The sequence below is a fragment of the Roseofilum sp. genome (genome assembly GCF_982964205.1).
The window spans coordinates 20,950-35,350 of sequence record NZ_CEZBFX010000047.1 but is presented as its reverse complement, the minus strand read 5'-3'; the positions used below and the strand labels follow the sequence as shown (position 1 = coordinate 35,350).

General features: G+C 44.1%; 11 protein-coding genes. 7 read left to right on the top strand and 4 right to left on the bottom strand.

Going from position 1 to position 14,401, the window contains the following annotated elements:
• Positions 1 to 34: 34 nt before the first annotated feature.
• The 3 genes from AC3A14_RS13315 (at position 35) to AC3A14_RS13305 (ending at position 6,100) form a co-directional block, all read left to right on the top strand.
• Positions 35 to 2,293, top strand: coding sequence for a RelA/SpoT family protein (locus AC3A14_RS13315; RefSeq protein ID WP_487779023.1), 2,259 nt, complete (start codon positions 35 to 37; stop codon positions 2,291 to 2,293).
• Between the two features lie 25 nt (positions 2,294 to 2,318).
• Positions 2,319 to 3,758: a protein adenylyltransferase SelO gene (locus AC3A14_RS13310; protein WP_318731639.1), complete on the top strand. Its 1,440-nt coding sequence runs from the start codon at positions 2,319 to 2,321 to the stop codon at positions 3,756 to 3,758.
• An 86-nt stretch (positions 3,759 to 3,844) separates the two neighbouring features.
• Positions 3,845 to 6,100 (top strand): sensor histidine kinase, encoded by a 2,256-nt coding sequence (locus AC3A14_RS13305; protein WP_318698985.1) that lies wholly within the window; start codon positions 3,845 to 3,847, stop codon positions 6,098 to 6,100.
• A 7-nt stretch (positions 6,101 to 6,107) separates the two neighbouring features.
• Here the strand turns inward: AC3A14_RS13305 and AC3A14_RS13300 are convergent, their stop codons facing one another.
• Complete coding sequence (locus tag AC3A14_RS13300) at positions 6,108 to 6,278, bottom strand: hypothetical protein (protein ID WP_318720142.1); 171 nt, start codon at positions 6,276 to 6,278, stop codon at positions 6,108 to 6,110.
• Positions 6,279 to 6,343: 65 nt separating this feature from the next.
• Between AC3A14_RS13300 and AC3A14_RS13295 the strand changes: the two genes are divergently transcribed.
• Positions 6,344 to 7,180: an LmeA family phospholipid-binding protein gene (locus tag AC3A14_RS13295; protein ID WP_318731640.1), complete on the top strand. Its 837-nt coding sequence runs from the start codon at positions 6,344 to 6,346 to the stop codon at positions 7,178 to 7,180.
• Between the two features lie 131 nt (positions 7,181 to 7,311).
• Positions 7,312 to 7,908, top strand: a complete 597-nt coding sequence (locus tag AC3A14_RS13290) for a GerMN domain-containing protein (RefSeq protein WP_318698982.1) — start codon at positions 7,312 to 7,314, stop codon at positions 7,906 to 7,908.
• Here AC3A14_RS13290 and AC3A14_RS13285 read toward each other — a convergent pair.
• Both AC3A14_RS13285 and argZ read right to left on the bottom strand, forming a co-directional pair.
• Positions 7,905 to 8,264: an ArsR/SmtB family transcription factor gene (locus AC3A14_RS13285; RefSeq protein ID WP_271944434.1), complete on the bottom strand. Its 360-nt coding sequence runs from the start codon at positions 8,262 to 8,264 to the stop codon at positions 7,905 to 7,907. The genes AC3A14_RS13290 and AC3A14_RS13285 overlap by 4 nt on opposite strands.
• Before the next feature lie 155 nt (positions 8,265 to 8,419).
• Positions 8,420 to 10,528 carry a bifunctional arginine dihydrolase/ornithine cyclodeaminase gene (argZ, locus tag AC3A14_RS13280; protein ID WP_318731641.1) on the bottom strand — a complete coding sequence of 703 codons (2,109 nt, stop codon included), beginning with the start codon at positions 10,526 to 10,528 and terminating at the stop codon, positions 8,420 to 8,422.
• A gap of 287 nt (positions 10,529 to 10,815) precedes the next feature.
• Here argZ and AC3A14_RS13275 point away from each other — a divergent pair, with 287 nt between their 5' ends.
• Positions 10,816 to 11,937, top strand: a complete 1,122-nt coding sequence (locus AC3A14_RS13275; RefSeq protein ID WP_318731642.1) for a saccharopine dehydrogenase family protein — start codon at positions 10,816 to 10,818, stop codon at positions 11,935 to 11,937.
• 72 nt (positions 11,938 to 12,009) lie between these two features.
• On the opposite strand, the gene hpsJ-A is transcribed toward AC3A14_RS13275, so the two are convergent.
• Positions 12,010 to 12,795, bottom strand: a complete 786-nt coding sequence (gene hpsJ-A / locus AC3A14_RS13270; protein WP_318731643.1) for an HpsJ-like protein, cyanoexosortase A-associated — start codon at positions 12,793 to 12,795, stop codon at positions 12,010 to 12,012.
• A gap of 203 nt (positions 12,796 to 12,998) precedes the next feature.
• On the opposite strand from hpsJ-A, the gene AC3A14_RS13265 reads away from it, so the two are divergent.
• Complete coding sequence (locus tag AC3A14_RS13265; protein ID WP_318731644.1) at positions 12,999 to 14,393, top strand: adenylate/guanylate cyclase domain-containing protein; 1,395 nt, start codon at positions 12,999 to 13,001, stop codon at positions 14,391 to 14,393.
• Positions 14,394 to 14,401 lie beyond the last annotated feature (8 nt).

The window sequence follows — 14,401 nt, the reverse complement described above, 5'->3', positions numbered from 1 at the left end:
CTGCCAATAAAAATACCGTTCCCTTCGATCCCGAATCACCCTTTGTCACCAGTGGTTAACTGCTTGTTTAAACCCAGAGCAAGTCCTCGCTGAATCGATTCCTCCCCCTGAATTGCCAGAAGATCGGCGCTTAATTCGGGAAGCCTTTGAATTTGCTTATCAACTCCATAAAGGACAATATCGAAAATCAGGAGAGGCCTATATTTCTCACCCGGTTGCAGTCGCGGGATTATTGCGCGAACTCGGAGGCAGTGCCCCCATGATTGCCGCCGGTTTTCTCCATGATGTGGTGGAAGATACAGAGGTAACCCCAGAAGAGTTGGAAGAGCGCTTTGGTTCAGAAGTCCGGCAACTGGTCGAAGGAGTAACCAAACTCTCTAAGTTCAAATTTTCTAGTAAAACCGAACGCCAAGCAGAAAACTTTCGGCGGATGTTTTTGGCTATGGCCCAAGATATTCGGGTGATTGTGGTCAAGTTAGCCGACCGACTTCATAATATGAGAACCCTAGAATTTATGAAGGAGGATAAACAACGGACGATCGCCTTAGAAACCCGTGAAATCTTTGCTCCTTTAGCTAATCGCTTGGGAATCGGGCGCATAAAATGGGAACTCGAAGACCTTGCATTTAAGTATTTAGAACCCACCTACTATCGGGACGTGCAATCCCTAGTAGCCGAAAAGCGGATAGACCGGGAAACACACCTGAAGAATGTGATTGAAATTCTAGAGATTCGGATGGAACAGATTGGGATTGCCACTGTAGAAATTACGGGTCGTCCTAAACATCTGTATGGCATTTATCGCAAAATGCACAAGCAGCAAAAGGAGTTTCACGAAATTTTTGATATTGCTGGAATTCGTATAATTACTGGAAATAACGATCAATGCTATCGGGCATTAGCGATCGTTCATGACTCCTTCCGGCCGATCCCAGGTCGATTTAAGGACTATATTGGTCTGCCGAAACCAAATCGCTATCAATCCTTGCATACGGGCGTGATTGGGCCCACTGGTCGGCCTTTAGAGGTGCAAATCCGTACCCAGGAAATGCATCAAGTGGCAGAATATGGGATTGCTGCCCATTGGAAATACAAGGAAGCCGGATCGAACTATGGCGACATGACCGATACCGATGAAAAGTTTACTTGGTTACGTCAACTGCTCGATTGGCAAAACGATCTCAAAGATGCTCAGGAATACTTAGAGAATATCAAAGATAATTTATTTGAAGATGATGTCTATGTCTTCACTCCCCGTGGGGATGTTCTCTCCCTGACTTCGGGATCGTCAACGGTTGATTTTGCCTATCGAATTCACTCGGAAGTGGGCAATCATTGCTCGGGTGCTAGGGTCAATGGCCGGATGGTTCCGTTGAATACGATGTTGAAAAATGGGGATATTGTGGAAATTTTGACGCAAAAAAATAGCCATCCTAGCTTAGATTGGCTCAATTTTGTCAAAACCGCAGGAGCGCGGAACCGAATTCGGCAATGGTACAAGCGATCGCATCGAGAAGAAAATGTTGCCAGAGGGCGGGAACTGCTGGAAAAAGAAATGGGTAAATCTGGGTTTGAAGCTCTACTCAAATCCCAACCTATGCAATGGGTTGTAGAACGCTGTAATTATCACGCTGTTGATGATTTACTCGCTGCTTTGGGTTATGGTGAGCTGACCTTAAACTTGGTCGTGAACCGTCTGCGAGATGCGATTCGCGCCACTCAACCCTTAGAACCGGAGTGTAAAGAAGGACTCAAAGGTGAGGCGGTGATTCCGTCGTCGTCTTCTGCACCTCAGTCTTCTGGTGGGGAGCACAGTTCTCCCATTGTGGGGATTGAAGGCTTGCTTTATTATCTGGCTGGATGCTGTAATCCTATTCCGGGAGAATTGATTATTGGAGTGGTTACTCGGGGACGAGGAATTTCTGTTCATCGCCAAGGCTGTCAAAATGTGGAAAATGTGGAAGGAGATCGCCTGATCCCGATCAGTTGGAACGGTAAAAACCAGAAAAGAACTCCGACTGCTATGACCTATATTGTGCAAGTGCAAATCCAAACCATTGACCGGGTAGGCATTCTCAAGGATATTCTCTCTCGGTTAAGCGATCAAGGGATTAATGTGCGTAACGTGGATGTGAACACTACACCCGGGAAACCTGCAACGATCAATTTAGGGATGGAAATTCGCGATCGCCCCCAACTTGAATCTGTGTTTACTCAAATTCGCAATATGAGCGATGTCCTCAATATTCGTCGTTTGGGACAAGCAGAAGATGCCTCTTCTGAGTCAGAATAGGAGAGGGACATAATCAGGACAAGTGATGAGTGACACGGTAGAGACGAATCCTTTTGAGAGTTTAAACACCGAAAGTGCCCTAGAAAACTTAGGGGATGATTATTACGATCCCGTGGCAGCAGCTCAATTTCCTCAACATATTCTGCGATGGCGAAATAACGATCTGCTTGTGCAAATGGGACTCAATCCCCAGCAAGTGAGCGATCGCCATTTTATCGACTTTTTTGGCAAATTTGAAAGCGATCGCCCTTGTTTAGCGCTCAAATATCATGGCTATCAATTTGGAGAATACAACCCCTGGTTAGGCGATGGTCGGGGGTTTTTGTATGGCCAGGTGCGAGCAGTTGATGGCCAATTATATGATTTTGGCACAAAAGGATCGGGCATGACTCCCTATTCCAGGGGGGCAGATGGACGGTTGACGCTCAAGGGGGGAGTACGGGAAATATTAGCCGGAGAAATGCTGCATCGGTTAGGGGTAAGGACTTCTCGTTGTTTGAGTCTGATCGAAACGGGAGAGTCATTATGGCGATCCGATGAACCGTCTCCGGCGCGATCGTGCGTGATGGTACGCTGGAGTCGCTCCCATATCCGCTTTGGTACATTTGAACGGCTGCGGTATTTCGAGCGATCGGATTTAATCATCAAACTCTTAGATCATGTCATTGAAACCTATTATCCAGCGCTCTTCCCTCTAGTGCAGCCTGAATCTGCACGCGATCGCTACATCCGATTTTACGATCAATTGGTGCAACGAGTCGCCCAATTAGCCGCTCAATGGATGGCCGCAGGTTTTTGTCATGGGGTTTTAAATACCGATAATATGTCGATTACCGGTGAAAGTTTTGACTATGGGCCCTATGCTTTTATTCCCCATTACGATCCTAATTTTACAGCCGCTTCTTTCGATTATTCTGGACGCTACAGTTATGGGAATCAACCTCTGATTTGTCAACTCAATTTAGAACTGCTCAGTGTCGCTCTGGCTAAAGCGATCCCCAAAACTGCTATGCAAGAGAGTTTAGAACAGTTTAAGGTTCATTATGAACCGGCTTACCAGCAACTCATGTTACGTCGGTTAGGCTTAGATCGCGATCAAATGGAAGAAAAAGAAGCCCAGGAGTTAGTCGAGTTAACCCTAAAATTACTCAAAGATACTCAGAACGGATACCCTCAATTTTTTATGGGTCTGCGCGATCGCTTCGATCCCATTTGGTCAAAACATATGGATGAAATTCCCAACTGGTCTAGCGCTGGCCCTAGTTCAATTTGGCAGGCTTGGAAAATCTTGTATCATAGGGTATTAGGTCGAAACGGCGAAGAAAAACTAGCTGAAATTGACGATCGTCTGCAAAAGGCTAATCCACAAGTCGATCTGTTGAGACCAGCGATCGAAGCCATATGGAACCCCATTATGGTGGATGATAATTGGCAACCATTCATCAACTTTTTAGAACAACTTTAACCTTAATCCAGTGAAGTCTTAAAGATTTAAAAATAACATCACTTTTTCTGTCCATTCACGAATAATGCATCTTTAACCTTGTCATTATGATTCGTTTCTTTAAAAAAAGTCTGCTTAAAAAACTCGCTATTTATTATTCGAGTCTCTCGTTTTTAATTCTGGTTCTTGTTGCAGCTAGCGCTTATATCCTAGCTCATTCTTCCCTCAAACAATCCATGATCAATCAGCTTAGATTAGCTGTTTCGATCAAAGAAAACGAAATTAACCAATGGTTTTTACTACAGTTGGAAGATGCATTTTTATTGGCCCAAATCCCAGAAATTATTGATCGAATCGATATTTTTTTAAATTCCAACTCCGATCCCAGTCTCTCTCAAGATATCATTCATAAACAGATTAAAGATATCTTAATTAAAGTCACCGATATTAAATCCAATATAAAAATTGCTTCTATTGTAAGTAATCAAGGTATTGTCCTTATCTCAACTAATCCTTTTCTAGAAAAAACCTACCAGCCATTAGGAGATTTAACCACTTATGTAACGAACCGAGAAGATCCCATCAACCCCATCTTTTATAATTCTGTTCTGACTCAAAATAAAGCAATTACTTTTGTCACTCCAATTTATAGAGATAATCAGAAACTTGCTTATATTTCCATAGAACTAGACTTGGGTGAAGTCGATAAAGTTCTTCACAATAGCAAAGATTATGACCAGGATAATCAGATTTACTTGATTAGTCGTATTGGTGGAAAAAATACATTTGTCAATTCCCTAAACTTAGGTGATGAAAATCAAGATCGGCCGATTCGTAGCCTAGCTATTGACTCTGTTCTTGAAGGTCAAAATGGAACCGGATTATATATTAACCATGAAGATGTTCCAGTCCTAGGCTTTTATCGGTGGCTGGAAGATAAAAATATGGGTTTAGTTGCTGAAATTTCTCAAAAGCAAGCGTTTAATTTAGCGGAAAACTTGGCTCGCCAAATCCTTATGATTGGCTGTCTTTTTCTGGTCATAATTCTAACAATGATCTATATTATTTCCCGCAGATTAGTAAAACCTATTGCCGAAATATCCGAAGCAGCAATAAGAATTTCTCAAGGAAACTTGAATTTTAATATACCGGTATTGAGTAAAGATGAAATTGGCACACTGGCAATGAGCTTTAATGTAATGACACAAAAACTCAATCAATCATTTCAGGAATTAGAGTTAATTAATGAACAGCTAAAAGTTAATATAGATCAACTCAAAACAGCCAATGAAGTAGCCGAAAAAGCGAATCAAGTTAAAAGTGAGTTTATTAGTCAAATGAGTCATGAATTACGAACTCCCTTAAATAGCATTTTAGGATTCAGCCAAATCTTACGTGAAGAGCGGGATTTTTCGGACAAGCAAAACCATCTAATTGAAGGAATTTATAGTGGTGGTTATAAGCTTTTGGAATTGATAAATAATGTTATCTCCATCTGTAATGAAGAGGAGAAAGATACATCGACATACCTGAGTGTTGTAGCGATAAATGATATAATTCATGAACTGGTGGGTACGTTTGACAGTCAATTATCTTTTCAAAATGTGTCCCTAATTTGCACAGTGGATTCAGAAGTTCCTGCCTGGATTCAAATCGAGGCTTATCCTTTACAAACAATTCTTAAATATTTGTTAGACAATGCAGCCAAATTCACCTCCGAAGGTGAGATCGCGATCCAGGTCACTCTATTAGATCGGGAGAGAGTCGATCGGCTCTCTCAAAATATTCCTGATTATTTGAATTTCAATCCAAATACAGTCCATTGGATAACATGGAAAATTAAAGATACAGGCTGTGGGATTAAACCAGAAGAGCTAGAGCATTTATTTGAACCTTTTTCACGTCATGTTAAGACAGGAGAGTTTCAAGAAGGAATGGGATTAGGTTTACCCATCTGCCAGAAATTAGTTAAGCAAATGGGCGGTCAAATTAAACTTGAGAGCCAAGTTGATATAGGCACAACAGCAACCGTTATTCTACCCTTCCAAAAGCTGGAAGAAAGTGCTGAGATACAACTTAATACGGAAAAAGAAAAGCAAGAACAAAAACCCAGTAACCATTTTGTTCGGAGTTCTGTGGACTCTTGGGAAAAATTGAGAGAATTCATGCAGTCTATATCGGTGGCTTGGCTGGGAAAAATGCATAAAGCCTGTTGTGAAGCCGACGATCAAAAAGTGCTAGAGCTGCTGGATGAATTACCTGAATCTGAAGTAGAAATTAAAGATCAGATTGGTGAACTCGCTCACAATTATCGGTTAGATAAAATTCTAGATTTAATTGAACCTTTGTTACTTAAGGATTAGGCTGTTTTTAGCGATCGCGTCCTGCTTGAAACCCCAACTCCACTAATCCTCCGATCGCTGCTCCCCAAGCTAACATAGACCAGTGGGCTTGAGTCCAAAAACTCATCGATCCATAAGCTAAAAATGCTGTAATCACCGCATTCCGAAGAATTCGAGTCCAATCTAAAGTTTTCATCAAGACCGTGATAAAACTCTGTTATAGCATTGTATAACATCAAGGAACCTCTTACTGAAGATGCAGTCATGGAAGGCCTAACCCTTATCTTATCGAGTTTATTCCTAGTGGGATCGCCTTCTGGACTATTTGTCGATCAAATCACCCAATCTCTGCTTAAATCTACCTTTGATAGGGCAGAAACTTGGCAGGTGCGAGTCGATAATGCTCCCGTTCATCGACTGCTACAAGGTCAAGCGGAACGGGTCAGAATTGCTGGCAGAGGGATTTGGCTCACTGACGACTTACAAATGGCTAAACTAGAAATAGAAACCGATGCCATTGATTTAAATCTGGACGATTTGAGAAATAGCCCCAGCGTTTCTTTCCTAGAGCAGCCCTTACAAGCGGGAATTAACATTGGCTTCACGGATACAGCGCTCAATGAGTGGTTAAACTCACCCCAAATGAGTGACTTTCTGCGTCAACTGGGAATTTCTTCCCTCCCTCGCCTGGCAGTAACCCAACTGGAGCGCTATCATATCGTTAACCCAGAAATTACCTTTTTAGACAACCGGATACGGATTCAAGTCCAACTTCAGCAAATCCCCGACTCGGATACCGAATCCTCCTCCCAACCCTTTGAACTCAACCTTGCTGTTGAATCCGGTGTCACTATCATAAAAGGGTGGGCTTTAGAACTCGTCGATCTGGAGGTCACCGTCAATCAAGAACCGGTTCCTCCCTTAGTCACAAACCTGATTCAACGGGGAATTCGCGAACAAGTTGACCTCCGGACCCTCGAATCAAATTCCGTAATCCTGCGCCTATTGCAGATGCATATTACTCCAGGTCAACTGGAAATCGCTGGATTTCTTAGAATCCAGCCCTTTGAGCCTTCAGACAATCCTGATTTAGAGGAGTAGACCTCGATCCATATCATATGTTGGTAATGGGCAGAAGGGAAAACCTGGTTTACCCTATTTCCTATTCCCTATTCCCTATTACCTATTCCCTCGTGTATTCAACATCGCGCAACTCAATAAGGACGGTAATCATGGAACAACCCAAACAAAATCGCGGTATTCATATTGGCTTAGTCGTCGGACTATCAGCCTTAATTCTAGGGTCTGGAGGGGGTACAGCCTGGTGGATGATTAATTCTATGCAGGCTCCTAACAGTTCATCTTCGATCCTAGAAGAAGTCAAACCTATCCCGTCGGAAAACAATATCCCTCAAGCTTATTGGCTTAAAGATACTGGGAATAGTTTAGAATTAGTCTCTACACCTGTGCAGATAAAAACAATTGGGTCATCCGAAGAGCAGTTGACCCTGGCCTTGAAAACGGTTTTAGAAGCTCCTGCCGACCCGGAAATGTCGAGTACGATTCCCCCAGGCACAACGGTGTTAAGTTTAGAGCAAAAATCCGATGGTATCCACCTGAATTTTTCCCAGGAATTTACTACAGGAGGCGGCAGCGCCTCGATGATGGGACGATTAGGGCAAATTTTGTATACAGCCACCAGTTTAGACCGAGATGCTCAAGTTTGGCTGTCTGTCGAAGGTGAACCCTTGGAGTATTTAGGGGGGGGAGGCTTGGAAATTCAGCAACCCATGACTCGCGCAGTCTATGACCAAGAGTTTGCCCTCTAGGAGATCAGTTGTTTGCCCGTCATACTAAAACTTCGGAAGTGACGGGCTTGCTGTTCAATTCGACTGGCGATGCGATCGCAGACTAAATTACACAGTTCAAAGATTAATTCGTCTTTAACGCTATAGTAAGCGGACGTTCCTTCCGATCGTCGTTTCAGAATTCCTGCTTGTAACATCAGTTTGAGGTGCTTGGAGACGTTCGCTTGGCTGGTTTGGGTGGCTTCGACCAATTCTTGTACACAATGCTCGCGATCGCGCAATAAGTTTAAAAGCTTTAAGCGCATCGGTTCTGAGAGAATACTGAAATATTCAGCGACTTGATCGACGACTTCTTGGGGAACCTGTTGGGATGCCATGTTGATTGAAAGTCTTAATGACAATGAATGGGCAGTTGTTCCTCAAATTGTAGCAATTTATTGATCGATGGCAATAGGGTCATGAAGGAGTAAGAGGAGAATGGGGGATGGGGAGGAGTAATAGCTTCCTATCCCCCATTCCCCTGGTTCTTAGGCTACGAAACGGTTTGATAAACGGTGGTTAGTTTATGGAGTTGGTTCACGAGCAGACTCAGGAATAAGCCGACATCGGTAACTACACCGATCGATTCTAAGGAACCGCGATCGCTTAATTTGGTTACAACGGCTGGACTAATATCCACACAAACCATTTTTACACCCGCAGGAGTCATATTGCCGACACCGATGGAATGGAGCATCGAGGAGAGCATCAGCACCATATCCGCACCTTGTAGGAGTTGGGCATATTCTTGTTGAGCCGCGATCATATCCATTTGGGTATCGGGTAAGGGACCATCATCGCGGATGGAACCGGCCAAGACAAAGGGCACTTGATTCTGGACACATTCGTACATCACCCCTTTGGTTAATACTCCAGATTCTACTGCTTGGGCGATGCTCCCACAGCGACGAATCTTATTAATCACCTTCAGATGATGACGATGCCCTCCTTGTACGGCTACGCCTTGATTCATATCCACACCCAAGGACGTTCCCATCAGTGCTTGTTCGATATCATGGACGGCGATCGCATTTCCACCCAATAGCACTTGTACATAGCCTTCCCGGATCAGTGTCGCTAAGTGCTGTCCGCCACCAGTATGAATAACCACCGGGCCAGCCGTCACCACCACTTTACCGCCTTGATCGCGAATATGGCGCAACTCCCAAGCCACCTGCTCAACCATTAATTCTACGCGGCGCTCGCTGGAGACTCCACCACTCATAAAGCTAAACTCTTGAGGTGCTTTTTGATCCCGGGTTTCCACCTTATGCAGTGTGCGAATGCCGCGAGTACCGACAATTACATCTTCACCGATCGCCAGATCTCGTATTAATTTACATTGAGCTACTGGTCCTTCCTCTGTATAGGTAACGGCGATCGAAGCATCCATGCGTTGTTTTTGTACCTTCACCCAAGTGCCCTGAATCCGCACTTCTGTGGGATAAATGGTACTGACATAGAAATCATCTGGTGCAGTTCCGGGTTGAGGAACCGGTTCGCGTCGCGATTCTTCCTCGTCTTCAGAGGCGGGTATTGCGCCCAAATCAATCAACTGGGACATAATATCATCGAGGACCTCAGCCGAAGGAGCAGACACTTTCACATCGGCTTCGGAGGGACTTTGCCGTTGTTCGCCCAAATTGAAGTTCAGAACCTTGAAGCTACCGCCACCATCCACAATCAAATCTAACGCCCGGTTCATTAATCCTGCATCGAGTAAATGGCCAACCATGTGAATGGTACGGGTATCAATTTGCGTGGTAGCGTGGAGTTCTGTGCGTACCGGTTCGGTAATTCGCAGGGTGAGACATTTCGACGCGCCCCCAGCTTTCAAAAATTCCGTTAATGGGGTTTCAATGACTCGGAAACCAGAAGTTTCTAAGCGATTTCTTAAATCTTGACTGGCTTTATTGAGAATGACAATATCGTTAATATTGACCGCATTGCAAGCAAAAGTAACGGCATCGGGTTCACTAATGGCAATCCGTTTTTCCGCCGGAACCCGCATTTCAATGAGGCGATTAGAATATCCATCAAAGGCAGGTGGGTAGTAGAGCAGATAGCCACCGCTTAAGGGACAGAAACAGGTATCGAGATGGTAGAAGCGCTCATCCATTAAGCGTAAGGAGAGAACTTCTACATCTAACCATTCGGCGATCGCCGGATGAGCATCGAGTTCAGACCGAAATCCATACCCAGCCCACAACCATCTTCCTTCCCGGTCAAATAAAGCATCGCCTGCCCCTTCAAAAGGTACATCTTTCGGTAATTCATGCACCGTGAATCCTTGAGATTCAAACCAGGTCTTAAAATGAGGTTCTTCTCCTTGTCGTTCAGGGTGATAAAATCGGCTGAGAACAACCGTCTTACCCAGTACTAAACCTGCATTAGCAGTAAACACCATATCCGGCCATCCCTGTTCCGGTTTTACTAATTCTACGATGGCATGTTCTTTAATAATATGGTGAAGTTTGTTCCACTGTTCTACTGCTATAGAGCGAGAGGATTTGTGAATATTGCCTTCCATCCAAGGATTAATGACATAATCCACGTCATAGTGTTCAGGATCACACATTAAAAAGCGAATTTGATCGGTCATAATTCAATTTAAGATAGGGTAGACGCGAAGGGTAACCAGTCAAGGAAGGAGGCAAGAGGCGAAAGGCAAAAGGCAATGCAAGAAAACGGGATTCCATACTTTCCTTGAATAGCCTATATAAGCGTCTCATTCAATTGCTTTACCCCCATTTGAGTCTATCGGTTTTCTGTTTTTTAGGCTGAAAACGGTTAAGATGGTTAAGCCTTATGCCAACCCAGTATCTTATCATAGTTAAAACCATTTCTTGGGAAAGAGTCAGGATTTCATAACGAATTGAGGTAAAGACGTTGGCTAAAGATCAAATCTTAATTGTGGGAGGAACCGGAAGAATTGGTCATCATGTGGCCCAAGATTTACAAGGGCGCATGGGGGCAAAGATTGTAGTTACAGGTCGTCAGCGTCCGAGGCATGATTGGGATTTCATGGGGCAATTTTTGGCTCTTGATTTAGGGAACCGGGAGCAGCTCCAAGAGGCGATCGCCGAAAGTCAACTGGTGATTCATTGTGCTGGGCCGTTTCACCATCGGGACGCTAGGGTTCTCAAGGGTTGTATTGAACAAGGGGTGGATTATCTGGATGTTAGCGATCATCGCTCGTTTACCCAAAAAGCATTGGCATTAGCCCCCGCAGCTCAAGAAGCGGGAATTACTGCCATTGTAAATACGGGGGTTTTTCCGGGCATTTCTAATAGCATGGTACGGCAAGCAGTAGACCCATTCGATCGAGTAGAAACGATTCGCCTGTATTATGCCGTAGGAGGGTCTGGAGGCGCAGGGATAACGGTGATGCGAACAACATTTTTAGGCCTGCAACATCCGTTTTTAGCCTGGATAGGGGGACAATGGCAAACGATCGCCCCCTACAGCGATCGCCAAATTATCGACTTTGGCTCCCCATTCGATCGCCTGGGAGTCTATTGGTACGATGTCCCCGAAGCTTGGACATTAGCGGAAAGTTTCCCCGTACAGAATGTGATTACTAAATTCGGCTCTGCACCCGATATTTACAACCGTTTAACGGCTCTGATGACTAAATTACCTCAATCTTGGATTAATCATCCTTGGGTCATTGAAGGACTCTCGCAAATTAGTTATCGCATGACGCAAATTAGCGATCGCTTCTCTAGTGTCGGTATTGTCATGATTGTCGAAGTGGAAGGAGAGCGCCAGGGCAAACAGGCCCAATATCAAAGCCGATTTTATCATCCCCATACGGCGATCGCTGCCGGGTGGGGCACAGGAACCTTAGCTGAGTGGATTTGGCAGGGAAAACTGAAAAAACCAGGGGTTTGGCCCGTCGAACAAGCGATCGGCTCAGAGGACTTTGTAGAGATGATGCGATCGCGAAGCGAAACGAAATTTGATCGCTGGCACGATCTAGATTTCCAAAACACTTGGAGGGGTCTTTAAACAATTTCATCAACTGTAGGGGTGAAAAATTTTTTGCTCCTACAAATCATTGTTTTACACCCATTACCCATTTCAACGTAACCGCACATGACGGCTCCAACGAGTCTTATTCCAAAGCAACAAAAACGCCACGCCTCCTACAATTGCTCCCAAATTCCACTTAACCGACTTTTTCATCAGCGTCAACCGTTGTGCCCTCCTCTGACTTCTCAATTGCCCTTCCCATGCCCGTTGGGTTTGTGCCAATTCCTGCTGCAATTGTTTCTTCAACTCTTGGGGATTATCACGGATAGGTAAGACCCGATTCGGAAACATCCAAACCCTTAATTCATTTAAATCTTCGATGGATTGGCTTTGTTGAAGATGCTCCTGAGCATCGGCAAAAACCTGATTGTGTTCAACCATTTGGGACTGTAACTGAGCCTGGTTCATCCCCTCGATTTTCCAAGTTTGACGAATTCCCACAGGAACCATCAATAAATAACCCAAACCCACCAACAACATCATCCGAGACAAAAAACACCATAACCTTAACTCCCAACGATCCACATAACCCCAGCGACCATAAAGAACACACACCAATCCCAGTAAAGGAAACCAGCATCCCTCAACCAAATGTCCCATCGTCTCCAATACCCAAACCGGATTGAAGGGTTGGAAAGGAATAAACAGAATAACCGTATTAATTACTGTTAAACCCAAGACCGTGTACCCTACCATAGGAAGTAGCACGAGCGTGCGGTTAAAAACAGCTTCAGAAAGAAACAATCCTGAATCATTGGGATGGAGAGGATCTTGGAACCAGGGAGGAGATAATTTCTGAGTTGGGGTATTGGACTTGGGTTGTTGCTCTAGCATAGGAATAGCAATGGATGAGTGAGGGTGAAAAGCTTCTAGACCCGATAAGATACACTGAGATTGGTCTAAACTTATGGTAGCTGATCCTGAATTCCCTTCTGCATCTGCATCCATTCAGCAGTCATTTAACTTTGGGTGACATCATGATAAACAAGGATCTCTGATGTAGAGATCTCTAAGCTTGTACTCTTAGGATCTGATGGATGTCTATTCAGTTTTCCACCCTAGTCAACCTATTGAGCGCCCAGTTATCCCGTAAGATTGCGGGTTGGGTGTTTTTGAGTTTAATGGCGATCGAAGGGCTTATTTTAATTCCGTCCTATTCTCGGCAAGAACAACAGGAGTTAATGCAACTTGAAGAAGTCTCTTCAGCGGTTATTGATTCTATTGTCCGTTTAAGCTCACTGGGAATGGATAACGATCCAGAGTTTTATCAAAAGCTAAAAACGATAACAGAAGATTCGATTATTGTGGGAGTTACCATTTACGATCGCACTGGAAAAGCCATTTATGAGTTTGGCGAGTTACCCGAAATTTCCTTTGAGCAAACCCAACAGGCGGACATTGTCCGCGATCGCACTTGGAATAGACTGCACTATGATGTGGCTTGGTCTGGAGACTATTTAGGTATTGAGTATACTTTAGTGGCTCGCCACAATGCTGAACGGATTCAACCCTTGCTCAATGCCTATAAATGGCGAATTCTGGGATTAGTCATCATTATCGCGATCGTAGTCACCTCCTCAACCTTATTGGTTTTAGGGATAACTGTCATTATTCCTATTCTACGCCTGCGAGATGATTTGATTGCCGCAGGAGAAGCCTTATCTAATCCGGATCGTCACCCCGTTAATCCCCAATTTTATTCTTTTTCTTCTAGCCAACGCTCTGATGAATTAGGGGCAGTCATGCAAGCGTTTTATCAAATGTTTTGTCGAGTGTATCAGGAGCAAGAAAAATCAGAGCGCTTATTGCTTAATATTTTGCCCCAGGCGATCGCCTCTGAATTGAGAAATGGCCACTCGACTATTGCCAATGGTTTTGCTGAAGTTACCATCCTGTTTGCTGACTTAGTGGGGTTTACTCAACTAGCCGAGCGATTTTCACCCTCTGAATTAGTTGGGTTTCTCAATCAAATTTTTTCTCGCTTCGATGCTCTGACTCAAAAATATCATCTAGAGAAAATAAAGACTATTGGTGATGCTTACATGGTCGCTGGGGGAATTCCCATAGAGCGATCCGATCATGCAGAGGCTATTGCTAATATGGCCTTAGAGATGCAAGAAGCGATCGAGCAATTTAATCACCAATCTCAAGAACAATTTAAGATCCGCATTGGTATTAATACTGGGCCAGTTGTTGCTGGAGTGATCGGCACAAAAAAATTTAGTTATGACTTGTGGGGAGATGCTGTCAATACAGCCAGTCGTATGGAATCCCATGGTCTTCCTGGCAAAATCCAGGTGAGTCAATCCACTTATGAAAAACTCCAGGGAAAATATCAATTTCAAGAGCGAGGCAAAATTCCCATCAAAGGAAAAGGTCCACTGAAAACCTATTTTTTAATCGGTAAACTGCAATCAAAAGGGCTACCCTAAATCGATAG